General features: G+C 50.1%; 25 protein-coding genes. 12 read left to right on the top strand and 13 right to left on the bottom strand.

What is annotated here, in order from left to right; all coding sequences use genetic code 11:
• Window positions 1-8 precede the first annotated feature (8 nt).
• The 5 genes from ACR9YC_RS03750 to ccmA all read right to left on the bottom strand — a co-directional run bounded on the left by ACR9YC_RS03750 (window position 9) and on the right by ccmA (window position 5105).
• Window positions 9-398, bottom strand: a complete 390-nt coding sequence (locus tag ACR9YC_RS03750; protein WP_438730040.1) for a hypothetical protein — start codon at window positions 396-398, stop codon at window positions 9-11.
• Window positions 399-406: 8 nt separating this feature from the next.
• Window positions 407-1405 (bottom strand): cysteine synthase A, encoded by a 999-nt coding sequence (locus ACR9YC_RS03745; RefSeq protein WP_438730037.1) that lies wholly within the window; start codon window positions 1403-1405, stop codon window positions 407-409.
• Between the two features lie 47 nt (window positions 1406-1452).
• Entirely contained in the window at window positions 1453-3660 is a 2208-nt protein-coding gene (locus ACR9YC_RS03740; protein WP_438730034.1) for an EAL domain-containing protein, read from the bottom strand.
• Window positions 3661-3768: 108 nt separating this feature from the next.
• The gene (locus ACR9YC_RS03735; protein ID WP_438730032.1) at window positions 3769-4455 is read right to left on the bottom strand and encodes a heme exporter protein CcmB; all 687 of its coding nucleotides are present in this window, start codon (window positions 4453-4455) and stop codon (window positions 3769-3771) included.
• Window positions 4452-5105: a heme ABC exporter ATP-binding protein CcmA gene (gene ccmA / locus ACR9YC_RS03730; protein ID WP_438730029.1), complete on the bottom strand. Its 654-nt coding sequence runs from the start codon at window positions 5103-5105 to the stop codon at window positions 4452-4454. The genes ACR9YC_RS03735 and ccmA overlap by 4 nt, the downstream gene beginning before the upstream one ends.
• Window positions 5106-5202: 97 nt before the next feature.
• Here ccmA and ACR9YC_RS03725 point away from each other — a divergent pair, with 97 nt between their 5' ends.
• A complete protein-coding gene (locus ACR9YC_RS03725; protein WP_438730027.1) occupies window positions 5203-5490 on the top strand; it encodes a 4a-hydroxytetrahydrobiopterin dehydratase in 288 nt (95 codons plus the stop codon).
• A 3-nt stretch (window positions 5491-5493) separates the two neighbouring features.
• Here ACR9YC_RS03725 and ACR9YC_RS03720 read toward each other — a convergent pair whose 3' ends face one another.
• A complete protein-coding gene (locus tag ACR9YC_RS03720; RefSeq protein ID WP_438730024.1) occupies window positions 5494-6306 on the bottom strand; it encodes an SDR family oxidoreductase in 813 nt (270 codons plus the stop codon).
• A 97-nt stretch (window positions 6307-6403) separates the two neighbouring features.
• Here ACR9YC_RS03720 and ACR9YC_RS03715 point away from each other — a divergent pair, with 97 nt between their 5' ends.
• The 5 genes from ACR9YC_RS03715 (at window position 6404) to ACR9YC_RS03695 (ending at window position 11874) form a co-directional block, all read left to right on the top strand.
• A complete protein-coding gene (locus tag ACR9YC_RS03715) occupies window positions 6404-7228 on the top strand; it encodes an ATP-binding cassette domain-containing protein (protein WP_438730021.1) in 825 nt (274 codons plus the stop codon).
• On the top strand, window positions 7225-8772 hold the full coding sequence (locus tag ACR9YC_RS03710; protein ID WP_438730018.1) for an ABC transporter permease/substrate-binding protein: 1548 nt from the start codon (window positions 7225-7227) through the stop codon (window positions 8770-8772). The genes ACR9YC_RS03715 and ACR9YC_RS03710 overlap by 4 nt, the downstream gene beginning before the upstream one ends.
• Window positions 8773-8817: 45 nt before the next feature.
• Complete coding sequence (locus tag ACR9YC_RS03705; protein ID WP_438730015.1) at window positions 8818-9399, top strand: hypothetical protein; 582 nt, start codon at window positions 8818-8820, stop codon at window positions 9397-9399.
• Window positions 9400-9573: 174 nt separating this feature from the next.
• Window positions 9574-10980: a M48 family metalloprotease gene (locus ACR9YC_RS03700; RefSeq protein WP_438730012.1), complete on the top strand. Its 1407-nt coding sequence runs from the start codon at window positions 9574-9576 to the stop codon at window positions 10978-10980.
• A 48-nt stretch (window positions 10981-11028) separates the two neighbouring features.
• Window positions 11029-11874: a DsbA family protein gene (locus ACR9YC_RS03695; RefSeq protein ID WP_438730009.1), complete on the top strand. Its 846-nt coding sequence runs from the start codon at window positions 11029-11031 to the stop codon at window positions 11872-11874.
• Here ACR9YC_RS03695 and ACR9YC_RS03690 read toward each other — a convergent pair.
• Window positions 11871-13754, bottom strand: a complete 1884-nt coding sequence (locus tag ACR9YC_RS03690; RefSeq protein ID WP_438730006.1) for an adenylate/guanylate cyclase domain-containing protein — start codon at window positions 13752-13754, stop codon at window positions 11871-11873. The genes ACR9YC_RS03695 and ACR9YC_RS03690 overlap by 4 nt on opposite strands.
• Window positions 13751-14989: a YARHG domain-containing protein gene (locus tag ACR9YC_RS03685; RefSeq protein WP_438730003.1), complete on the bottom strand. Its 1239-nt coding sequence runs from the start codon at window positions 14987-14989 to the stop codon at window positions 13751-13753. Before ACR9YC_RS03685 ends, ACR9YC_RS03690 begins: the two co-directional genes overlap by 4 nt.
• 128 nt (window positions 14990-15117) lie before the next feature.
• Here ACR9YC_RS03685 and ACR9YC_RS03680 point away from each other — a divergent pair, with 128 nt between their 5' ends.
• Window positions 15118-16194 (top strand): M48 family metalloprotease, encoded by a 1077-nt coding sequence (locus tag ACR9YC_RS03680; RefSeq protein ID WP_438730000.1) that lies wholly within the window; start codon window positions 15118-15120, stop codon window positions 16192-16194.
• A gap of 37 nt (window positions 16195-16231) precedes the next feature.
• On the opposite strand, the gene ACR9YC_RS03675 is transcribed toward ACR9YC_RS03680, so the two are convergent.
• Complete coding sequence (locus ACR9YC_RS03675; RefSeq protein ID WP_438729997.1) at window positions 16232-16828, bottom strand: HD domain-containing protein; 597 nt, start codon at window positions 16826-16828, stop codon at window positions 16232-16234.
• A gap of 149 nt (window positions 16829-16977) precedes the next feature.
• Here ACR9YC_RS03675 and ACR9YC_RS03670 point away from each other — a divergent pair, with 149 nt between their 5' ends.
• The 3 genes from ACR9YC_RS03670 (at window position 16978) to ACR9YC_RS03660 (ending at window position 19412) form a co-directional block, all read left to right on the top strand.
• Window positions 16978-18102, top strand: a complete 1125-nt coding sequence (locus ACR9YC_RS03670; RefSeq protein ID WP_438729994.1) for a sensor histidine kinase — start codon at window positions 16978-16980, stop codon at window positions 18100-18102.
• The gene (locus ACR9YC_RS03665) at window positions 18099-18899 is read left to right on the top strand and encodes a LytR/AlgR family response regulator transcription factor (protein WP_438729992.1); all 801 of its coding nucleotides are present in this window, start codon (window positions 18099-18101) and stop codon (window positions 18897-18899) included. Before ACR9YC_RS03670 ends, ACR9YC_RS03665 begins: the two co-directional genes overlap by 4 nt.
• Before the next feature lie 129 nt (window positions 18900-19028).
• Complete coding sequence (locus tag ACR9YC_RS03660) at window positions 19029-19412, top strand: protein tyrosine phosphatase family protein (RefSeq protein WP_438729988.1); 384 nt, start codon at window positions 19029-19031, stop codon at window positions 19410-19412.
• Window positions 19413-19460: 48 nt separating this feature from the next.
• Here ACR9YC_RS03660 and ACR9YC_RS03655 read toward each other — a convergent pair whose 3' ends face one another.
• A complete protein-coding gene (locus ACR9YC_RS03655) occupies window positions 19461-19889 on the bottom strand; it encodes a nucleoside deaminase (RefSeq protein ID WP_438731584.1) in 429 nt (142 codons plus the stop codon).
• A 202-nt stretch (window positions 19890-20091) separates the two neighbouring features.
• Here ACR9YC_RS03655 and rpmB point away from each other — a divergent pair, with 202 nt between their 5' ends.
• The gene (gene rpmB, locus ACR9YC_RS03650) at window positions 20092-20382 is read left to right on the top strand and encodes a 50S ribosomal protein L28 (protein WP_438729985.1); all 291 of its coding nucleotides are present in this window, start codon (window positions 20092-20094) and stop codon (window positions 20380-20382) included.
• A gap of 14 nt (window positions 20383-20396) precedes the next feature.
• On the opposite strand, the gene ACR9YC_RS03645 is transcribed toward rpmB, so the two are convergent.
• The 3 genes from ACR9YC_RS03645 to ACR9YC_RS03635 all read right to left on the bottom strand — a co-directional run bounded on the left by ACR9YC_RS03645 (window position 20397) and on the right by ACR9YC_RS03635 (window position 24242).
• Entirely contained in the window at window positions 20397-21509 is a 1113-nt protein-coding gene (locus tag ACR9YC_RS03645) for an esterase-like activity of phytase family protein (protein WP_438729982.1), read from the bottom strand.
• A gap of 65 nt (window positions 21510-21574) precedes the next feature.
• Window positions 21575-22924 carry a hypothetical protein gene (locus tag ACR9YC_RS03640; RefSeq protein WP_438729980.1) on the bottom strand — a complete coding sequence of 450 codons (1350 nt, stop codon included), beginning with the start codon at window positions 22922-22924 and terminating at the stop codon, window positions 21575-21577.
• Window positions 22925-22991: 67 nt separating this feature from the next.
• Complete coding sequence (locus tag ACR9YC_RS03635) at window positions 22992-24242, bottom strand: TIGR04063 family PEP-CTERM/XrtA system glycosyltransferase (protein WP_438731581.1); 1251 nt, start codon at window positions 24240-24242, stop codon at window positions 22992-22994.
• Window positions 24243-24344: 102 nt separating this feature from the next.
• Between ACR9YC_RS03635 and ACR9YC_RS03630 the strand changes: the two genes are divergently transcribed.
• Window positions 24345-24506, top strand: a complete 162-nt coding sequence (locus ACR9YC_RS03630) for a hypothetical protein (RefSeq protein ID WP_438729977.1) — start codon at window positions 24345-24347, stop codon at window positions 24504-24506.
• The last annotated feature ends 7 nt before the right edge of the window (window positions 24507-24513 follow it).

The following is a 24513-nucleotide window of genomic DNA, read 5'->3' as shown; positions in this document are numbered from 1 at the left end:
TGCCGTTCTTAAGGCACATTGTTTTGCCTACTCGTTACGGCTTCGCCTTGGCTATTTTTATCCTTTGCGGTAGGCAGATCGGGAATATTATCGGATGCGGCTTTTTCGGGATCGCCCAATGTCTGGTCTGGCTTGATATCAGGAACAACCCCAATATCAACCAGGGGCTCACTGGGTGCTTCTGCCGTTGCTGAAGGTTCCTGTTCAGCACCTTGTTGCTCGGCAAGCAATGGATCTACTGGAGCTTCCTCACTGGCATTGCCCAACACCAATGTCGTAATACCCGCAATGACCAATATGCCGCACAATCCTGCGCCGCCAATTTGAAGCCGCTGCCAATAATCATTCCGCTCAGCAGAGCTTGTGATAGGAAGAACTTTTTCAGAAAGTTTGACCATAAGCAACTCTATTGACGTTCAAGCCATGGAAAAACTGGTAGGTTTTTTTGGCGCAACCAATCAGCATTGTATAAGGTAGAGAGATACCGAAAACCAGTATCACATAAGATGGTCACAATGCGCGCATCAGGGCCTAGTTTTTTGCCCAAAGCCACAGCTCCAGCGATATTAATCCCTGAAGACAGGCCAAGACATAAGCCTTCTTTCTGCAACATATGCGCAACCCAGTGCAATCCATCATGGTCAGAAATGCGAAATGCTTCATCTATCGGAGCATCTTCCAGATTGGCCGTTATGCGACCTTGCCCAATACCTTCGGCTACGGAATTGCCTTCTGACTGCAATTCGCCATGCTTATAAAAATGGTATAAAGCCGCGCCATGCGGATCGGCCAACCCGATAGTCACATTGGCATCGCGCTCCTTTAAGGCCATGCCAACGCCAGCTATAGTGCCGCCTGTCCCTGCCGCACAAATAAAACCGTCAAGTTTTCCGTCCATCTGGTCCCAAATTTCTGGTGCAGTTGATTCAATATGCGCCCGCCTATTAGCGACATTGTCAAACTGGTTCGCCCACATGGCACCTTCAGTTTCTTCAGCGATACGCCGCGAAGTATGAACGAAATGGCCGGGGTTTTTATAAGGCGCAGCAGGCACCGTTACCAATTCAGCGCCTAAAGCCCGAAGTGTCGTCATCTTCTCTGGTGACTGGGTTTCGGGCATGACAATAATTGATTTATAACCGCAAGCATTGGCCACCAAAGCCAGCCCAATTCCGGTATTGCCCGCAGTGCCCTCAACAATGGTTCCTCCATCCGTAAGCAGGCCCTTGCTCTCGGCATCTCGCACGATCCATAATGCCGCACGATCTTTTACCGAAGCGCCAGGATTAACATATTCACATTTGGCAAATATGTCGCAACCAGCAGCCTCACTCGGCCCTTTAAGCCGGACCAAAGGCGTATTACCAATCAAATCAAGTGTAGATGTCTGAATTTTATCTGTCATTTGACCGATATAAAGCGCTGATAAGCCAGCGGCAACACCTGACTGAATTATGCTGCCGAACTCATGCGGTCATCACGCGTACGGGTGTCTAGCATATGGCCTGCAAATGTGCGGCGTTTAAGGTCGTTATGGTCAACCTTTCCAGTGAATTCGACGCCAAGTTTATCACCTTCACTCCATCGCACGACAGCTTTAATGTGAATATTGTCAGAGAAAGCCAATATGATGGGTGTCTTTGATGGCAGGTCCAATGGGGCCTCAATCATAGCACCAGTGCTGGAAATATTGCGCACAGTTGCCGGTTCGATCACGCCATTATGATGGAGAGAAATGCGATGCAGCACTTTGCGGCGCGTGTTACGGCTAGGCTCTTTCGAAGTCGCCTTAATTTCCATACCAGGCTTTGCGACCAATTTTGTCGCTTCTTCAGCCGTAACGGGTTCTGAATAAATATAGCCTTGTACGTGAGAACAGCCCAATTTGCGGACAAGGTTCAACTCATCATAACTTTCAGCGCCTTCGGCCGTAGTGTCCATACCCAGAGCCTGAGCCAATGTAACAATTGACGAAATAATCGCATTATTAATGCTGTTTTCCAAAGTGGCGCCGCGCACAAAACTCTGGTCGATCTTGATTTTGTCAAAAGGTGCTTTTTGCAGATAACCTAAAGCTGAATAGCCGGTGCCAAAATCGTCAAGCGCAAGCCGGACACCAATGCGCTTTAGCTGTTCGAACATCGCCACATCGGTTTCATCGCCTTCCAGAAAAACACTTTCGGTGATTTCCAGTTCAACCTGTTCCGGCCTTAGGCCATTATGAGCAATGGCATTGAGGACGGTTTGCGGCAAATTGCCGGATCGGAATTGACGGGGAGAAACATTGACAGCGACCTTCATCTCGCTGCTCCACTGCGCCAATTGCGCACAGGCGGTTCTTAAGGTCCAATCGCCTATCAGTTCGATAAGACCAGCTTCTTCAGCAACCGCGATAAATTTTTCTGGGCTGACCATGCCTTTTTCAGGGTGCCGCCAGCGGGTCAGCACTTCAAAGCCAGAAATAGTTTCCGTCGCGACATCAACAACCGGTTGATAGACCAGAAATAGCTGGCCTTCGTTCAGAGCAACACGCAGTTCCTCCTCCAGAACCGTCCTCTCAGAAGCCTTCGCCAGAAGCTCCGGCGCATAAAAGCGCGCCGTTCCACGCCCAGCATCTTTGGCTGCATAAAGCGCCAAATCAGCATTTCTGATGATGTCCGTATTTTCGGTTTCGCCATCAATCACAACAATCCCGATCGACACACCGATTCTGACCTGACCAAGGCTCAACAAATAAGGCTCGGACAAGCGTATAATAATCGTTTCGGCCAGCGCACTTAGTTGATCTCGATCAATCATCTTTGGCAGAATAATCTGGAACTCATCACCGCCCAAACGGCCTACCTGTCCGTCTTTACCGATGATGGCACATAGCCGCTGTGCCACATCTTTGAGCAGCTCATCACCAGCCAGATGGCCAAGCGTATCATTGACTTGCTTAAACTTATCGAGATCAAGCAGCATGACCGAGCATTTGCCGCGCATATCCCCGCGACCGCGCAAAACATGCTGCAAAATATCATTCATGGACGATCTGTTCGCCAATTGCGTCAACAGATCGAACTTCGCCAGCCGTGTGATTTTTTCGCGTGATTTTTTTACGTCGGTCAGATCAGAACCGATGCCACGAAAGCCGCGAAACTTTTCATTTTCATCAAACACCGGTGAGCCTGATAATGACCACCAGCGTTCATTCTCTGCCACAACCTTGATGTGCAGGTCTTTGAATGAGGTGTGCGTTGACATGTGGAAACCCAATGTCCGGTTCGTTTCGCCATCACTTTCCACATTATAGCTTGCGATGAGATCGGCCAGACGCATCTGCCTGACCATTTTTGGATCTTTGCCAATTCTCTCAATGACAATGTCAGAGATATATTTGATTTTTCCTTCGGCGTCTGTTTCCCAGAACCATCCCTGCCCACTTTCTTCAAAAGCTCTTAGCATAGCAACCGCTCGTGAACCGGAATGGCTATGCCGCAAATCAATCATGCGGCCCGACCATCGCCTTTGGAAAATCAGCAACATCACCGCCGCCATTATAGGCACGGCAACGCTTACAAATGCCAGATTGCTCCAGCCAAATATCAGCGGAGATATAGCCAAAAGCACCATAGCTGTGAGGCAGAGATAAAAGAAGAAGAGGTCCTTACGATCCATAGCCGCTGCATTAGGCCGCAATAGTTATCAATTGATGGACAGCCATCCAAAAATGAGAAACAATCGCATTATATTTACAAGATTTTGCAGATACTTACCGAAAAGCCCTTATTCCCGTCCGGCACGCAATGCAGCAGCCGCGGCAAAAGGGGAGATAGCCGTTAATAAGAGGCTTATCGATGCCAGAAGAAGCAATCCATTCTCTCCTCCAGGGCGGATACTGCCTGCTCCGAAAATCAGCATTGGGATGGCCAGCGGCAGAAATAGCAAACCTGCCAAGGCATTACCGGTCCGCATAGAGGCAATCATGGCCGCAATCATTACCGCCAGTCCTGACAGGCCGGGTGTTGCCAATAGCAAGCCAGTTAAGACGATCGGTATTTCTGTGTTGGGAATATCCATCACGGCAATGGCGATAAGGCTTGCCAGTAATAAAGGCGGGCCGCTGGCGCACCAGTGCGACACGATTTTTGCCAGCATTATCAACTCTTCGGAGACACCACGCACCGCATATTGATCGTAAAACCCTGCACTACGATCAGGAGAAATCAAGCGATCAATAGGCAAAATAGCCGACAAAATCGCGGCCACCCAGATGATGCCCGTGCCCGTTCGCTGTAATAGCGGTGCATCTGGCCCGACAGAGAAAGGGTATAGGATCGCCACAGTGATAAAAAACAAAACAGGCAGCAAAAATCCACCTTGCGCATCGCCGCCACTGCCGCCCAGATTATAGGCGATGCGAATATCACGTATCACCAGATTGGCGAAGATACGGGTTAGCCCAGCGCTCATCCGGCAAATTCCTGCAAATCCAGCGCACTGCATTTTACCGATAAGCGATAGCCGCCCGTTGGTTCTGGTAATGGCAAATGCGACGCAAAGATAATCGCGCCACCCTTTTGGCAATGCTCCGCCATCAATGTCGCTAGTCCGGTTTGTGAGGCAGTGTCCAAACCATTACCCGGTTCATCCAGCAACCAGATTTTCGCGCCTTGCAACGCGGTCATGGCAAGCGCGGCGCGTTTGCGCTGCCCCGTAGAAAAGATGCGCACCGGCACATCTGACAGATCATCCAGCCCCAGCGCAGCAAATATGTCGGCGCGTTGCGTTTTGGACGTTCCATCAAATTTTTGCCAATAATCCAGTGCTTTATCTAAAGGTAAATCATGGTCCAAAGGCAATTGACCATCACAAAGCGCAAGAGTTTCATGCGCCATATATTCACCGGAAAATACCGGAAGCAGACCAGCCATAAGCCGCAACAGGCTGGACTTGCCTACACCGTTAGGGCCAGACAAGTGCAGTAATTCGCCCGATGCCAATTGCATATTAAGCCCGCGAAACAACAGCTTGTCACCGCGCATACAGGCCAATTTGGCGCAGCGTAATAATATGGCTGCGTCATCAGTTGCCGACTTGTTTTTGGCGTTAGCTTCACCCATGTTCTTGGCATAGTCGCAAATGACAATCCGCCTCAAGCAAATAGCGAACCTTATAGGTCCGCAAAGCACATGGTAAAGCATATGGGATCGCAAACTTATGATTGAGAAATTGAACGAAACACAGCGCAAAGCCGCCTTGGACGCCCTGTCCAATTGGCAGTTTGATGCAGATGCTGACGGCATAAGTCGCACTTTTTCATTCGACAATTTCGTGCAAGCATTCGGCTTTATGTCGTCCGTCGCTTTGGAAGCAGAAAAAGCTGACCATCACCCTGAATGGTCGAATGTCTATAACCGCGTCGTCATTTTGCTAACAACGCATGATGCAGGCGGCCTATCTTCGCGCGATATAGATTTGGCGAAGAAAATAGACGCGCTCGTTTAAAACTTAAAGGCCGCCCATAACCTCCTCGGCATTGAGCAGCTGTGTTTGCTGTTTGCGTAGCCGTCCCGGCATCCAACGCGCGGCAAACCATAATTTCTTCGCCATCGCATTTACCGGCTTGTGCACCTTGTCGCCATGCACGGCTTCCCAGGCTGCCGGGCCAATGATGGAAACAGGGCTTACCTCAACACCAGCACCTTCAAGACGCTGTTTGCCGGTCTGATTTGTTCCTTCCACCACATTGGCAATGATGCCTGTGTCAATAAAACCCGGCATCAGCGAACGTGAGCGAATGCCATGTTTACGCAATTCGATATCATGCGACTCTGCCAAACCGCGCACAGCGAATTTGGTGGCGCTATAAACGCTAAGGTCGGCAACACCGTAGATACCCGCGGCAGATGCTGTGTAAAGAATGCAGCTATCATTGCTGGCCTTCAACATATCAAAACATGCGCGCGTGCCGTTTAAGACACCGGTAAAGTTCACAGCGATTGTTTGGTCAATATCTTCGTCGCTCATGTCCTGAATAGGCCCGCCAGAGCCAATACCGGCATTATTGAACAAAACACTCATCACACCGCCACTGGCTTCACCAAATTCAGAAACAACCGTCTTCCATTGGTCGCGATTGGTAACATCCAGAATATGGGTGGAGCTTTTTCCTTCAGGAATAAGCTTAGCGCTTTCAGCCAATCCTTCGGCATTAATATCTGCCAAACCTACAAACCAGCCACGTTCTCCGAAATATCGTCCGACTTCACGGCCAAGGCCTGATGCGCCGCCAGTAATAAAAATCGATTTCACTTGTGACATGTCCTACCTCTTATAATTATATACGGTCCGGTCATTAGCGCGGCCTTTATTTTTCATAGGCTGGCCAAAGCGCACACGCAATGGCTATACACCAATAATGCAAGACAATGTTGTGCAACCAAAAGCCGGGCCCAGAATAAGCTATAGCGGCGTCAGCAAGTCCTATGGCGCCTTATTGGCCGTTGATAGTCTGGACCGTGTCGTTGAACCGGGCACTTTTGTGGCATTGGTCGGTGCCTCAGGGTCCGGCAAATCAACCTTATTGAAAATGACGAACCGACTCATTGAACCATCCGCTGGCAGCATCGCGATTGGCAATGAAGATATCACCATGGGTGATGCGCATTTATTGCGCCGGTCTATCGGCTATGTTTTTCAGAATATCGGTCTTTTCCCGCATATGACAGTGGCACAGAATATTGCCATTGGCTGGCGGCTGGCCGGAACAACGACTATCGATAAGGATCGTATTGCTGAGTTGCTGGACATGGTGGAATTACCTGCCGACTTTGCGACGCGATTGCCCAGCCAGCTTTCGGGTGGACAGCAGCAAAGAGTCGGCGTGGCCAGAGCCTTGGCAACAAAACCTGGCCTTATGCTAATGGATGAGCCTTTTGGCGCTCTCGACCCGGTCACGCGCGAATTATTGGCAGAAGCCTATCGCAAATTGCATGATCGCATGGGGCTAACCACCATCATGGTTACACATGATATGGCTGAGGCATTGCTGATTGCAGACCGTATCTGGGTTATGGCTGACGGCCATATAACCGCCGATGCAACGCCCGCAGAGCTGTTGGCAGGCAATTGCGGAGATGATGCAGAGGCTTTGGTTGCTGTTCCTCGCGCACAAGCGGAAAAACTGGTCGCGATGCGCACAGCCAGCACTGCCCGCAGCAATGGCGGAGAGGCAAGCCAGTGACGATTTTTGGTGAGGCCTTTGCCGATAGCTTTCAGCGCGTGCCTGAATTGTTGGTCGAGCATGTGCGCATTTCATTCAGCGCTTTGGCGCTTGGCCTATTGATCGCATTGCCATTGGCGATATGGGCGGCACGTAGCAAAAGGGTTGCACAAATTGCATTGGGTTTTGCCAGCCTTGTGCAAACCATACCGGCCCTTGCATTGCTCGCCCTTTTTTATCCGCTCTTGCTGGCGCTTACCACTGTCATGGGCGATATTATTTCGCCGCTTGGCTTCCTGCCTTCATTGCTGGCGCTTACGCTTTATGCATTACTTCCTATTATGCGCAATACGGTGACGGGCCTTAATGGCGTCAACCCAGCTCTCAAAGAAGCAGCGGACGGCATTGGCATGACCGGATGGCAAAAATTGCGCCTTGTCGAGGGGCCATTGGCAGCGCCAACAATTATGGCCGGTATTCGCACCGCATCAGTATGGACTATAGGCGCAGCCACTTTGGCGACAACCGTTGGTCAGGCGAGCTTAGGCAATCTCATATTTACTGGCTTGCAAATACAGAATTGGTCGCTTGTTCTGGCTGGTTGCATCAGCGCGGCTGCTTTGGCGATATCTGTCGATATACTGCTGGGTATGGTGGAAACGGGGATTGCTCAGCGCAAAAGGCTGCGCGTTATCATCGCTTCGGTTCTGCTCGCGCTGGGTCTTGGCTATGCATTGTTGCCAGATAGTAGCAACAATGATGACGACACCATCGTCATTGGTGCCAAAGGGTTTTCGGAGCAATATATTCTGGCGCGTGTCATCGGGCAGCGTCTGGAAGAAGCGGGATATAAGGTAAGTTATCGCGAGGGCTTGGGGTCGGCGGTTGTTTTTCAGGCTGTTTCCAATGGCGATATTGATATCTCCATTGATTATTCCGGGACCATCTGGACCAACGAAATGAAACGCGAGGACCGCAAGCCTGCGACGCAAATGCTTGAAGAAATTGGTGACTGGGTGGAAAAAACACAAGGCATCAAACTGCTGGGCGCTCTGGGTTTTGAAAATACCTATGCCTTTGCGGTCCGCAAGGATGATGCGCAAAGACTTGATCTAAAATCGCTTGATGATCTGGCGCGCGTCTCTCCGCAATTTACGTTTGGGACAGACACCGAATTTCTGGAGCGTCCTGAATGGCAGTCGGTTGAGCAAGCCTATGACATGAACTTTAAGCAGGAAACATCTTTCGATCCCACTTTCATGTATAATGCATTGGATAGCGGTCAGGCTGATGTGATCAGCGCTTTTTCTTCCGATGGACGCATAGCCGCTTATGGTTTTACAGTGTTGGACGATCCTAAAGGCGCCGTACCCGCTTATGATGCCATGGTTATGATTTCACCGCGCAGCAAAGAGGATACAAAGCTGCTCTCCGCTTTACAGCCGCTTATCGGTGCTATCCCGGTAGAAACAATGCGCGAGGCCAATTACCAGGTCGATAGGGAAGAAGACAAACAAACCCCGGATAAAGCTGCGCGTTGGTTGCGTGATGCATTGGGGTTTTGATGCACTTTTGAATGTGTCTATATCCCTTGATTAAATCAGGCGATTATGCATTTTGCGAATAATGACACATTGGACCCAATATCTATGCCAATATCCATGAATGCCTTTCGTTTCTTTTTGCTCCTACTCGCCGCGCCCTTACTTTTTTGTGCGCAGGCGGCGCAGGCTGCTGTCACCATCACCTTTTACAGTCATGATTTCGGTAGCAGCTTTCCACACGCTTTCATTGTTCTGAAAGGGACTGTAGACGGCACGGGAGAGGTTATTGATACCAATTACGGTTTCACGGCGGTAAATGTCTCACCGGGCATATTATTTGGCTCTGTCAAAGGCAAAATAGAGACCAGCAAGACGAAATATGTTGCTAATAGCGACCCGCATTTCTCCATCATTTTAACAGACAAACAATATGCTCAGATATTGGCAAAAATGGGTGAGTGGCGCGATAGACCCCAGAAAAGTTATAATCTTGGCAAGCGCAACTGCGTTCACTTCGTCGCGGAAGTGGCGCAATTACTAGGTATTAAAACCAATGCCAAAAGCAAATATTTCAAAAAGCCGAAGAGTTTTTTGCGAGAGGTTAAGAGCCTTAACCCTGAACTCACGCTAGCGACATCGCCAAGTTGATATTAGCATTCGGCCAATATGGCTTTAATGCCGATGGTATCTTTAGGGTTACGGTGCTTTGCAAGTAAATTTCATGCTCTGTTCAGGCAGAGCCCGCAAAGGTGTATGATGGTCAATAATAGATATTTCTCGCAAGATTCGCACCTCTCCGGCCCCTCATATAGGCAAAGCATTATGCTCGAAACGCAGCACTATACCATATCATCGGGCGCTATATATGCCAAAGCCAAGGCTTTTGGTCGTCTTGTGTTGAGCATGTGCATCATCGCCTTACTCACCATCCAGCCGGTTCAGGCACAGCGAGGCCTTTCGATTCTGCGCGATGCTGAAACAGAAGAATTGCTCAAAGAAATGTCGCGTGAGCTTATTATCGCCGCTGGCTTAAGGCCAGAAAATGTCAACGTGGTGATGATCAATAATAACAGCATCAATGCTTTTGTTGCTGGTACGCAGGATGTTTATATTCATAGCGGCCTCATCCGCGCTGCTGAAACCGCCAACGAAGTGCAAGGCGTTATCGCGCATGAATTGGGGCATATAGCTCTTGGGCATTCCATTACTCGTGGGGAAAATGCTGGTAATGCAGGCAATATCTCGATTTTAAGCCTTTTGCTGGGCGCAGCAGCTATTGCGGCCGGTGCTCCTGAAGCGGGTCTGGGTCTGCTGGGTCTTGGTCAACAGGCTGCCCTCAGCAATTTTCTTTCTCACACCCGTAATGAAGAAGCTGCGGCCGATGTTGCCGGAGCAAAATATCTTTCTGCGGCCGGTCTAACTGGTCGAGGATCCATAACGTTTTTCAAAAAGCTGCAAAACTTGGAATTCCGCCTCGCCATCCCTCAAGAAAATAGCTTTGGCCGGACCCACCCGCTATCTGGAGAGCGTGTGACCACATTGCAGGATATTTATGTTAAAGACCCTGCCTGGAACAGACCATTAGACCCTGTTCTGGAAGCCAAGTATAAGCGTGTAAAGGCCAAACTTGAAGGCTTTATCTTGGAACCGCGCGTAACCATCCGTGACTATCCTGAATATGATGAAAGCATCCCTGCACGTTACGCAAGGGCCTATGCCTGGCACAAAAGTGCCTATCCCGAAAAAGCCAAGGCCGAAACTATAGCCTTGCTAAGCGAAAATCAGGAAGACCCTTATTTCCTAGAATTGCAGGGGCAGATATTGTTGGAAAGCGGCAAGCCACAAGAGGCTCTGGAGCCGCTGCGAAAAGCTGTGTTCCTAACCAACAGCCACCCGCTTATTGCGAGTCTGTTTGGCCATGCGCTGCTGGCTACTGAAGACCCAAAGCATTTGCCAGAGGCTGAAAAAGTCCTCAAATCCGCCGTATCGCGTGACACTCGCAACCCCTTTGCATGGACCCAACTCGGCAATGTTTATGCCCAGACAGGTGATACCCCACGTGCATCATTGGCGAGCGCCGAACTGGCCGTTTTGCAAGGCAATGCAGGCGGCGCACTGCGTCAGGCAACCATCGCTATGAACGGCTTGGAAAGAGGCACTCCAGAATGGATACGTGCAGAGGATATTGCCATTCTGGCGCGTGCCGCTATTGAAGATCGCCAACGTTAACAGCCCTGTCGGGCCTAACCGGTTGCCGACCATTTTCAGGAATACTGTATGTCACAATCGAATAAGGTAATGCCGCGCAACGCTGGCTCTGACGCAAAGGCGGGCAAAGAGAGAAAGTGGATATTTATGGCAAGTGCTGTTGGTTTGGCCGCGGCTGCCGCGATAGCGGTATTTTTCTGGCAATCATCTGGGGCAAGTGCGCAATCTAAAGATGCCAATGCAGCCGCACGTGCCGCTGGTATAGACGCCGATGAACAAGCGGCTTTTGAAGCCTTGATTGAACAATATATTCTGGAAAATCCGGAAATTATTCCTGAAGCGATTGAACGTCTGCGCACCAAACAGGCCGCTCAACGCATCAATGGCTTTCGTAGCCAGATCGAAGTCCCCTTTGCCAATGCCAGTTTTGCTGGCAACCCTAATGGTGATGTTGTTCTGGTTGAATATTCCGACTTTGCATGTGGTTTCTGCCGCAAAAGCGTCAGCGATGTTGAAAGACTGATCGCCGAAGACCCGAATTTGAAAGTCGTCTTCCGCGAATTGCCCATATTGTCCGAAGCGAGCGCAGATGCTGCTGCTTGGGCTTTGGCTGCGGCGCGCCAAGATAAATATTATGCTTTCCACAAAGCCATGTTCCAGGCCCCGCGCCCTGATAAAGCGTCCATCAGCGCAGCCGCACAAGCTGCTGGCCTTGACCTTGTGGCCGCTCGCGCCTTTGTCGCTACCCCTGAAGTGCAAAGAGAATTGCAGGAAAATGTCCGTATTGCGCAGCAGTTGGAGTTTACAGGAACCCCCAGTTGGGTTGTTGGAAACCAGATTTTCAACGGCGCGGTAGGCTTTGACGAGCTAAAACAGGCGATAGCAAAGGCACGCGAAGATAAGGCTGCTGGCTAACCGGCTTCTTTGCGTATAGCCCGGCGTTCCAGCCGGAAAAGCGATAAGTCTCCGTAATTTTTTGCAAGGGCGACGCGCCCAACATAGTGGCAATTTAACTCGGGTGCGTCCTCCATCGCCAACATGGCCACAAATGCCTCTGTGCAGTAAATACTATTTGTGGGTGTAACTGGCTCAATCCGTGCTGTTCGTGTCACCTCTGTCCCATAATATAGGTCAAGCTCGGTGATCGCGTCGCGCCCTTTGAACAATGGCCCGTGATGGAGCCCGATGCGCATTCCTCTGCGCTTCTTCTCTTCCCCTACATCCAGGCCGCCCAATAATTCGGCAGAGCCTTGCAATGCCAGTTGCAAATCAATGGCAATATTCGCTGCCACTATAGGATCCTCGATCACAGCATAAATGGCATCGCCCCAGCTGTTGCGGTATAGAACCTGATCGCCATAACGGTTCAGCACTTCACCAATGCGCCCCATGACATGCTGCACAAATAAAGGCAGTTGCCTCTCATCCAGGCCGGAAAAACCGGCATAGTCCGCGAATATTATTGATCGGCGCAATCGCTCTGTGCCCGAAAAAGGCTTGGGCGCTTCAGGAAAAACCAGATTGCGATCGACTTCCCCAGCAGGGACGATGACCGTTTTTCCGCCAATAGCTTCCCATTCAGCAATATCTGCGCGTGTTCCAGCAACTTTGGAGCCACGGCCAAGTGCTTTGTTGGTCTGCTCATTGACGACAGCCAATTGCACGGCTTCGGCAAAGAGATAGCGTGCACGTGTAATCGCCAGCCCCATCGCAACACGCGTAGAATATGCGAATTGATTGTCATCACCGACATAGCGCGCAGCAGTCGCAAATACGACAGAGTCCGCTTTTTCGAGACAGTGCTCAAAGCGCGATATCCATTCATCGCCGCCGCACCGTACCGAAACTTCGCGAAAATCTTTAATCGCAAAGGGAAAAACCAGATTAAGTTCTGCTCCGCGATCAAGCAGCGCCTCAGCGATAACAATATCCGCACCACAGGCCAATGGTCCAAAACTGATGCGGCATTGCAAATTGTCGAGCACCGCATCGACATGCTTGCGCAATGTGGCTTCGGCCTGCCCATCACTGCGGAACATATGGCCGCAATAAACAAGCACCGGGTCCTGCTGCAAACGCGCAAGACCTGAATCGATTGCCGTGCAGAAATCTGGGTTTTGACCCGCATTTCCGCCGCACCCCACATCTCGCAAGCGTTTAAACTGCCTAATAGTAGAGGCAAAATATGCCGGCGGAATGTTCCTGTAAGAGCCTGCATGGGACATGTGGTTTAGCACATCGTCATATTGCCCCAAAAGCAAAGCAACCTCTGCCAATGTTACAGCCTGCCAATAGGATGGACCTTCTTGCAGCGATAATTGCTCTGCCTCTTGTGCGAATTTTTGGGCCTCTTCATCTTCTCCGGCAAGATAATGAAGAGTGGCAGCATTTACCGCAGCAAATGAATCAGGCGCACTATGATGTGTCGCCGCATATTGGTGCGCGGCCTGCCGCATTGTTTCAAAAAATTGCGAATGATCGGGTCCAAGATTAAACGCACGTTCCTTGAGCATCCGACCATAAAGTGTTTCAACCTTTGGCAGTTCGGACTCAAGCATATTGTTGCTTTCGAAATAGGCAATGGCTGCTTCGCATTGGCCAAGTTCGGTCAAGCAACGCGCTTTCCAAAAGGCGAGTAATTTGTCTTCTGGATATGCGCGCAAGGCCTTTTCCGTCAGATCATAGGCTTCCAATATATCGCCATTGGCAACATTGTGCTGAATCTGTTCAACCGTCGGCACGTCCGTCATTATACTATGCTCAGATGCCTTATCTGCACTGTCTGAACCCGTCATTCAGCGACATTTTCTTCAGCAATTTTAAGGCGATCGACATTGCCCAATTCCACATCGTTCAACGTGACATTCTCACGCGTCGGTGCGTACCAGTCAAATTGTTCAAACCAATTGCGCAATTGCTGATTTTTGAAAATATACCCTTTGCGCGCAAAAATCTCATTGCGGGCCAAGCGCAGTTCAAGAGCGTCAAGATCGTTAATCTCCATATTGGTGATCGTGCGGCTATTAGAGTCAGGGATAATGACTCTTGGACTGGCAAACCGAAGACCGTCAAGCACAGGATCGCGTATTTCTTGCTGTTCTGTACCTTCCACCTCACCGCCAGCATCACTCTGATCATCCAGCAAGGTAATCAGATTGCGATTCATATAGCCTGTGCGCCCATCAAGCAGTTTGACTTCCCACCAATTGCCGGATTGCTCATAGGTTTTAAAAATTTCCCCATCCACCACACGGGTTATCACAGCATCTGAGGTATTCGGACCGGAGCGCACATTTGTCCAGCCATCACGGGCATTGATAACAGCGTCACGACCAAAGCGCGCCAAATCCTGTTCTTCACCAGAAGGATCATCACTTATGATGTCATCAACATCATCGCCGCTAGGCCAGAAGATGATGGCCATGGCGATAGCAATCAGGATTGCCACCCCAATAATAGCCTTTACGGCCATAGAGTTTCCGTTATCCTTTTCAATCAGCGGATAATCTGGCTGCGGCGGCACAGGAGCTTGCGGGATCGTATCAGGTCGTACAATCGGTGCGCGTTCAGCGCCAGGTGGCGGCTCATCGGGGATGCCGCCTATAGGCCTCTTATCTTCCGCTGTCTTTTTGGCCGGGGGTCCGCAAAGGTCAAGGAGGCTGGCCTGTACTTTTTGCCAACCATGATGATCAGTTTCACCGTCCCAATCAGCCAATGATGCGACCTGAATCTGGTTAAAAGGCATTGGCGGCAATATGTCGTCTTCAAAACTGGTCTGGATTAGTTTTTTCTGGTTGCGGGCAACGTCAGCTTCCGCCCTTACCCATTCGGACTTACCAGCGCTTTCAGACCATACAACGATAGCGGCTTTGGCCTCGCCAATTTTCTCAGTGATAACTTCGCTATAGGATTTATGCGGCGGCAGTGCATCGTCCCACCAGATATTATAGCCCAAAGCGGTGACGCGCTTCGCCAATATGCGCACCTTATCCTGATTGGCTCGGGAATAAGATATGAAAACATCAACCACCTGATCTGCCCCTCATCCTTACAATCTGCAGGTGAGTATTACCCCATCTATTGTCCCGCTTGATTGATTCTTTTTCTTTATCATAGTCTCTCTTGTTCAAAGCATCAAAATCGCTGTAACAGAGCAGTATGCGGTTACTCCATATCACATGTATATCGGCAATGGTGAATGCGGCTTTTTTATATGCGCCCGTTCAGCCTTTTTTTGCCATCCAAAAAACTGCTATCGCAAACGAAGCGGAGAATAGTGACCAACAGCATGATATTGATCCAAAGCTGGCACCATTTTTTGCACTGCGCGAAACCGATGAGCGCGTAGTATCAACCGGTTATCGCCTATTGGCCGCCAATACACTATTTTGCAAAAACAAGATCTGGAACGCCGGATGGCAGCTGCACACGCTGAGCGATTATAGCGGCAATGAGGATGCGGCGCGGGCGTATAATTTGCGGGATGGTTTTACCGGCATAGCTGCGGTCGCGGCTAACAGCCCAGCCGAACGCGCTGGCTTTAAAACTGGCGATCTACTGCAAATTACAGACAAACAGATTAAACCCGTCAGCGGCAAGCAGGCGGTTAGTTCAGCCATAGCTTTCCGTCCAAACCTGCCAGTGGAGGAGCGTCCAGCTATTCCTGGGCTGGGTCTGCTTATCAAGCGCATTCAGCCAATCCCGGGTGAGATCAATATCGCACTTCAACCGACATGTGCATCGCGTTTTCAGGTCGAGCCTTCGCGCAAACGTGGTGCCTCGGCTGATGGTGAGCTTGTCAGCATCACATCGACACTGGCTGAATTGACGCGAGACGATGATGAGCTGGCCACCATATTGGCGCATGAAATTGCGCATAATCTATTGCAACATCCGCAGCGGCTAGAGGCCGCCAATATATCACGCGGCCTTTTGGGACAGGTCAATGGCGATGCCGCGAAAATCAGACAGACCGAGATTGAAGCAGACCGCCTCTCGGTCTGGTTGATGGCCAATGCCGGTTATGATGTGACGGCGACTATCCGCTTTTGGACATTTTACGGCAAAAAATATGGCAAGGGCATTTTTTCAGCGCCGACGCATTTCCGATGGAAAAAGCGTGTAGCGCTATTCGAAGAGGAAATTACCAAGCTGAAGGCTACACCACAAAAATTTGGCGCATATGCTCCGCCACTTTTGGACGGACAGCCCCCAGCCATTCGCGGCAGCGAATAATCATTGAGCCGCCCTCACTGAAGGGCGGCATCTGCGCTTATTTATCCAGATTGTAGATAGAGTTTATGGGCTTTGCCATGACCCGCCTCACCATTGGTTCAAAAAATTCCAACGGGGCACTATCATAGGCTGAATCGAAAGCGGCCTGATCATATTTGGCGCAAAATTCAGCGCAGTCTTCAAAATGTTCATGGCCGCGATAGGCTTCGCGCATATCGCGGTCCTGCCCAAGATAATGAAAGAAATAATAGCCTTGGAAAATGCCGTGCTTCTCTGTGATCCAATGCAGTTTATCAGAAACAAAAGGCTTTAAGATAGCAGCGGCGACATCGGGATGGTTATAGCTACCCAATGTGTCACCTATATCGTGCAACAGAGCCATAACAACATATTGCTCATCGCGGCCATCACGGTGCGCACGGGTGGCTGTCTGCAAAGAATGTTGCAGCCTATCAATCGGAAAGCCGCCATAATCACCATCTAACAAACGCAAATGGTCCAGAACCCGGTCAGCGACCTTGCTGGCGAAGGGAGAGAAATGATCTGCAATGATTGCCCAATCTTCCTGCGTTCCGCTTTCCATATTGGCGAAACCGGCCTGCGCTTCTGCGCCTATGCCTCCATCATTGTCCATTAGCTCTCTCCTATTTTTTCTATTGCCTAGATAGTGCCGTTTTCTTTTCGCACTTGCAAGCATGGCACACAGTTCCAGTCATATAGTCTTTACATGTGGGTGGTCGAAGGAGAGTTTGCGCTAACGACAAAAGCGGTTAAATAGCGGCCATGGCACTTGTTCCTTTCCAACCCAGTCCGTTTTTTGCGAACAAAAACAGGGCCTTTTGGAACCTGCAAACCGCTGGTTGGGCCGGAGCTATGCTGCTGCGTGTCATCCCGGGTGTCTTTAATGGCCAGGGTTTTGCCTTTTTGGCCACTATCGTCACCAATACAATTATCGGTTACTCTATCTCTCTGGTGATATCGGTAATTTTTCAAACGCTGATAAACCGCCGCCCCATCATCACTTGGAGCATATCTCTTGCGGCTCTGATTATCGCTACCGTGATCTATGCCACCCTTGATGCGTGGATTGTCTCACTTTTCCGGCAGGATAGTGAAACCCCCTTTACCGTTTTGTTATTAGGCGTTTTCTTTTTCGACCTTATGCTCTTGGGGGCATGGTCTGCGCTCTATTTCGCTATCAACTATTTCCTGCAGGTCGAGGAAAAGGCCGATCAGCTGATGCGCATGGAAAATCAAGCGACCAGCGCGCAGCTGGCTATGCTACGCTATCAACTTAATCCCCATTTCCTGTTTAACACGCTCAACAGCATCTCCACTCTGGTGCTGCTCAAAGAAACCGAACCAGCCAATGCCATGTTGTCGCGGCTCTCCTCATTCTTGCGCTATACGCTGGTCAATGAACCCAGTGGCCGCGTCACCGTTGCGCAGGAAGTGGAAACGCTGAAACTCTATCTCGACATAGAAAAAATGCGATTTGAAGAACGGCTCCGCCCTGTCTTTGATATTGACCCCCAGACATCAGATGCCATGCTGCCCTCATTATTGCTGCAACCTTTAGTGGAAAATTCCATCAAATATGCGGTCACGCCCTTGGAAGAAGGGGCCGATATTGTGGTCAAAACCCGACTGGTCGGAGAAAGGCTTCGCATCACCGTCTCTGATACTGGCCCTGGCTTGCAAGACAATGATGCACAGCGCAAGATGGCAGTGAAATCCACGGGTGTTGGCCTGACCAATATCAGGGACAGGCTGGCACAGGCATATGGCGATGATCATCGCTTCGAAATCCGCTCCAAACGGGATATTAGCGGTTTTGCAGTGCTGATCGATATACCGTGTGAACGCAAAGCACAGGCAAATCTGGCAAAAGGTGAAATGATAGAATGACAATCCGCACATTGTTGGTCGATGATGAAAAACTGGCGATACAGGGCATGCAACTGCGCCTTGCGGAATTTGAAGATATTGAGATTGTCGACACTTGCCTGAACGGCCGCGAAGCCATTCGCAAAATTAAAACATTAAAACCTGACCTGGTCTTTCTGGACATTGAAATGCCCGGCTTTGACGGCTTTTCTGTCGTGAAAGGCGTTATGGATATAGAGCCGCCGCTCTTTGTGTTTGTGACCGCTTATTCAGAACACGCCCTGAAAGCCTTTGAGACACAGGCCATCGACTATCTGATGAAGCCCGTTGAGAAAGACCGTCTCGCCGATACACTTGCCCGTATTTACGAAAGACTGACCGATAAAAAAGTGCGCGAAGAGCATGACAAGTTGAAAGATTTGTTGAACGAAGTCGCGCCAGAAGCGGCCGAGGAATATCAGCAAAATGAGGATGAACCGACACCGGATCGTTTTGAAAAACTAATTAATGTCAAAGACCGTGGTCAGATTTTCCGTGTTGATGTCAATACGATTGAGCGCATTGATGCCGCTGGCGACTATATGTGTATTTATACTGCCGACAATTCATTGATCCTGCGGGAAACGATGAAGGATCTGGAAAAGCGACTCGACCCGCGCAATTTTCAGCGTGTACACCGCTCAACCATCGTCAATCTCGATCAGGTCCGGCAAGTCAAACCGCACACCAATGGCGAATGCTTCCTGATACTGGAATCAGGCGCGCAAGTGAAAGTGTCGCGCTCCTATCGGGATGTGGTTGCACGATTTGTGCACTAACCCTTAGCCCTGTCACAAGGAACAGACATCGCAATAGAGAACATCTTCAACTTTCTGCGTATCAATGCACGGCTTACAACGTCGGGACAACCGAATGACGCTCAGTTGGCAGCGTTGAAAGGGTCAGGCGTGCGCATCGTTATTAATCTGGCCCCGCATGACCACCCCAAAGCCCTAACAGACGAAATTGGCTGCTGCGCTAGGCTCGGCTTGGAATATATCCACATCCCCGTCGCCTTTGACCGTCCGCAAGAAGGCGATTTTCAAAAATTTTGTGAGGCTATGGAAGCCAGCAAAGGTGAAACGGTCCATATCCACTGCATCGTCAATGCACGCGTAACCGCATTTCTCTATCGCTATGACGTGAGCCAAAACGGCATTGCCCATGGCGTGGCACAAGCAAAGATGAACAGAATCTGGAAGCCGGGCAATGTCTGGGCAGAATTTATCGGCGACAGCGAAAGAATATCGGCAGAGCATGAATATGCCAGGCGCGATTATTCACCGCGTTAAAAATAAAAATATCCGATTATGACTGCGGCGTAGCGATCCCTTTGAGCATTACCGTTTACGCGCAAAAAACTCTTTGAGCATCGCCGCTGCTGCGTCTTCGCCAATACCGCTATATATCTCTGGCGTGTGATGAATTGTTGCTTGGCCAAATAGGCGCGGCCCGCTTTCAATCGCACCGCCCTTTGGGTCACTCGCGCCATAGTAAAGACGTCTGATACGCGCATGGGCTATAGCACCGGCGCACATAGCGCACGGCTCCAGCGTTACCCACAGATCGCAATCTGTAAGCCGTGCGCTTTGTAATTTCTGCGCTGCAATACGCATGGCGCGAATCTCTGCATGTCCACTAGGGTCATGCTCATCGGGGGTTGCGTTATGGGCCGATGCAATCACAGCGCCTTTATGCACCACCACTGCACCAACTGGCACAGAATCAAGCGATGCTGCCTGACGCGCCATTGCCAAGGCGTCATTCATGAAAGAGAGTGTTGTTCCGACCATCATCCTTGCGCTAATCTTGGTCAGGATAGCTTGTAAAGAGCAATCTGGAGCATGGATTCACGTTTTGCGGATATAAAAGACCAATAATCGCAAGATTCAGATCGGTTCACCGTTGACGATAGGCTCATCTGCCTGTATTGGCCGCCCATTCGAAATCACTGATTTTAGGACAATGATCATGTCGCGTATTTGCGAACTGACCGGAAAAGGTCGTATGGTGGGCAATAATGTTTCCCACGCTAACAACAAGACGAAGCGCGTATTTCTGCCGAATTTGCAGAATGTGACCCTGCTGTCTGATAAGCTGGAGCGTAGCTTCAAATTCCGTGTATCAACTTCTGGCCTTCGCTCTGTTGAGCATGTGGGCGGCCTTGACACATGGCTGCTAAAAACAAGCGATGATAAACTTTCGGCCAATGCCGTTAAAGTGAAAAAAGAATTGCGCAAAAAAATGGAAGAAGCTGCCTAACAGCGCTTTTCCTATCAGGTTATCGATATAACGGCCTGATAACAGATGCTTTTGTAATCATCTTCTAATGATTTAAGGCTGGGGGCGAAACCTCCGGCCTTATTTATTTTGCCATCAACATCGCCGAGCAGCAGCTTGAATTTCATCAGCAAACTGCGCTGTATGCTGTTGAAATTATCGTCTGACGCTAGCCAGACCATGATGTCGTCATCTTCCCGCGTGACAGCAATAGCCTCCATATTGTCGACACTTAATGGCGGGTCAATCGCGGCAATCACCTCACCCTCAAAAACACTATTCGCCACGATATCAGCCGGATCGGCAATGCTGATTCGCGCCGACACGCCTTCCAATACGTTAAAGCGACGATGGAGCAAGATGAGTCGGCCATCAGGCAAAAGTGTTGCATCCGTAATATTATAGCCTTTGGGCGCACGATAAGAGAATTTTACCGCCTGTGTCGCAGGGTCCAGTGGATCGCCGCGAAACATGAATGCTTCGGTCAATCCGTCTTCTGCCTGATCGCCGCTCACCTCTGCATCTTCTGCAAAGACCAGAAAAGCACCTGTTCCCAGTAAGACCATAGCTTCAGGACCGCCATTATCCGGCCAGTCCCGCATCTGCTGCGGCACGCGGAAGACCTCTCTCCTAGTGAGTGCGGGATCATAGCGGGCAATACCGTTGCTATCTTCGAAACCAACCCAATAACGGCCATTTACAGGGTCACGGACGAGGGACTCGCTATCGCGCGTGGCTTTGTCATCATCAATGGCAACATTTTGTGGCAAGGGTGCGATAAAGTCTCGCATTACAGGCGTTTGATTGGCGTTTTTAGGCCCAACACCAAAGCTGAACAGATATCCGCCATCAGATAGCGCAACTATTCGCGAACCTGGCATGACTAGCATTGAAGATATGCCACCGAAGTTATCATTGCTGCTGCGCAATTCCCAACCGACAACAAACTCCAGCGCCCCCACCTTTTTTTGCAATGGTTGCAACGGATTCAGAGTTACGGGAACAAGCGAGATAGTCTGACTATCATCGCGAGACGGGATATCCGTTCTCAAAAATGTGCCCGGCGCGAGCAACACTATAAGGGCAATACAGGCGAAGAAGCGGCGCATGGGTTTTCCATACGCAATTGCGCACTAACAGCAATATCGAATTGTTCAGATTGAGCAGCAAATGCTCAAGATGCGTTGCGTTGCTGCCCCGTCATCTGACGCAATGTTTCCAATGCAGCGCGCAATGCCTCATCCATATCGTCAGGATCGGTAATAGGCTGTGCTTCACTGATATCTGTTGCTTGTCGGCTCGGCTCGGCTTCTTCAACTGCTTTTATGGCCAAATTCTGCCTTATATCATCCTGCACTTTGCCATCACCGGCAAATTGATCCGTAGGTTTGGCAATTTGTGCAACCGGCTCATCAACCTGCTGAACCATAGCTTCAATTTCCGTCGCAGACTTTGCTGGCGCTGTAATAGGCGCTGCATCTGCAGCAGAAACCGTCAGACGCTCTATCCCTTGCTCCAAACGGGCAATCAATTCAGAGAGGCTGAGATCGGCAAGCTCACGCTCATCATCTGCATCATGTTCAGGCGAAACTGACGGTTGAGGCGCAGGAATATCTTGAGTAGTAACCTGCCCTTCTATCTGATCATCATTTTCAAACACAATATTTTGCGATGAATTTTCAGTGTCTACAGCTTCAGGCTCTACAGCTGGTATAGCCTTTTCAACCAATGGCTCCGGCACATTCGCTATATCTTCAAAGTCTTCGATCGGTTCAGCAACGGGTTCAGGCGCATTTAGGTCTTGCGGAGGCGAAACGTAAGCGGCGGCTTCTTCCTTTGGCGCTATTTGGGGGCTCTTTTTGACCACAAGTGGTATCTCATCGAGACTCTGCGTTGTGTCACCAATAAGATCGCGCGGGATAAGATTGCTAATGCGTTTGCGCACATTGGCAACAGTGCCTTGCTCGTCACTGGTCGACTTTTGCGCTGCTACTGGCTCCGGTTTCGACTTTGGCTGGTCATCACTCTCGGAGAGATCACGACCCGCCATTAATGGTGCACGCGGCGGTGCGTCAGGATGGCGATCTTCGCGGCGCAGTTTTGGTAAATCTTCTAACTCGCGAACATCATCCGCACTGGCATCGCCGAAAACAGGCAAGAAACCTTTCAAACGGTCAGCAAGTTTTTGCTTTTTGGGAGCGGGTTTTTGCCGATCCAGATCAGCAAAGGCTCTATCACCATCCCAATCATCTTCGGAATATTCAAAGCGGATATTGTCACTATCACGAACAAGAATGAGCGCTAATACACCAAATACCAATAACGCGGTTGCTAGGGCGATAGCGATGCGGGCTTTCACACCCAAAGGAGGAGCAGCCGCCGATACAAGTTCGCTAATCCCAGTTGTAGAGACTGCACCCTCAATAAAATGATTAGGAATAGTGAGCGTCAGCAGCCCCAAAATAAGGCCACCAGCCAAAGCTATCGGCAATGGTCCAAAGCGGTTTGTTAAGTCTCTAGTCAAGACGCTGCTCCAAAATTCTGGCCATATTGACCACCCTTTTCATCATCAGGACCAAGCGCAAAAATGGCTAGGCCGCCTGATTCATACTCATATCTGATTTTGGGTTTAGCAGATTTTGGTAAACGGGAAGATAACGCTCTATATTCCTCTGCCAATTACGTTTTTCTGCGACATAACGCTGTGCGGTGGCCCTGCGCTCAGGCCATTGCTCTGGGTTATCGAGCATATCTGCCAAGGCTCTGGCGCAATCTTCAGGGCTATCTGGAGCGAACAATGTGCCGGTCACGCCATCTTCGATAAGTTCGCAATGCCCCCCGACATTGGACGCAGCCACCAATCGCTGCTGTGCCATAGCTTCCAAGGGTTTTAACGGTGTCACCAAATCAGTCAGCCGCATGGATTTGCGTGGATAAGCCAGTATATCGATCAGGCTGTAATATTTCTCAACCTCTTCATGCGGCACCCTGCCAACGAAATGGATAGAGTCAGCAACCGACGATTGTTGGCTTTGGTGGCGCAGCGCATCCGCCATAGGCCCACCGCCAACCATTAGCAATTGCGCCCCGGGGTGACGTTCGACCAAGAAGGGCATTGCTGCCACCAAGTCATCCAGCCCCTCATAGTCATAAAAGCTGCCGATAAAGCCGATAACCGGACCATCTTTAAGACCGATATTTTTGGCCAACGCATCATCTCGGGCGATCGGTTCACCAAAAAGCTGCATATCAACGCCATTGGGTGAAATCATAACCTTTTCATCATCCGCAACACCGCGGCTTAGCAAATCAACCTTTAGCCCTTCGCAGATGACAGCGACGGCATCTGCATTGGTGACAACATGGTTTTCAAGCTGGCGAGTAAGCCAATAGCGCGCAGAGCGTTCACTGCCCGTGCCATTGCCAACCGCAGCATCCTCCCAAAAGGCGCGAATTTCATATAATAGGGGCAATCCACCCTGACGGGCCGCACGCTGAGCAGCCAGGCCGTTAAGCGCAGGCGAATGGGCGTGCAGAATATCCGGCTTAAATGCGGCGATAACCTCGCCAACCCGGTCAGCCAATAATGCAATTTCACGCAGTTCACGCAGTGGAGAAACACCCGTTGCAGGCTCCATCGTGCGATAAAATGTCAGATCATCAAAGCTTTCCTGTGCAGCAACATCCTTAGCTTCAACACCCAAATTTTGCTGATGACGCACGCCGGTAACAGCCGCGACCTCCAGTCCAGCCTCTATCTGCGCCTTCATAATCGCACGCGTGCGGAAGCAATATCCGCTGTGCAATGGCAGGCTATGGTCAAGAATGTGCAATATCCGCATCACGCTACTTTCTATGGACAAAAAGGATTAACGCGACGTCAACCCTCATCTCCTATGGCTTTATTTCTGTATTTTCTAACACCATCAGGTAAATTGCGCACTATGGTTGATACAATTTCGATATTATTGACGCATGGCTTGCTGGTCATCGCCTTATGGCGCCTAGCGCATAATGATGAAGTTGATGCCGAAGCACCGCCAGAACCGGACGAAAACCCAGCCGGTTTTTTTCACGAAACTCTGCGCAATAAGCGCGAAAACTGAAGGCGGA

It is taken from the genome of Parasphingorhabdus sp. DH2-15 (assembly GCF_051668705.1).
GTDB lineage: Bacteria > Pseudomonadota > Alphaproteobacteria > Sphingomonadales > Sphingomonadaceae > Alterisphingorhabdus.
The sequence above is the reverse complement of the archived record's forward strand: the minus strand, read 5'-3'. Positions and strand labels throughout refer to the sequence as shown.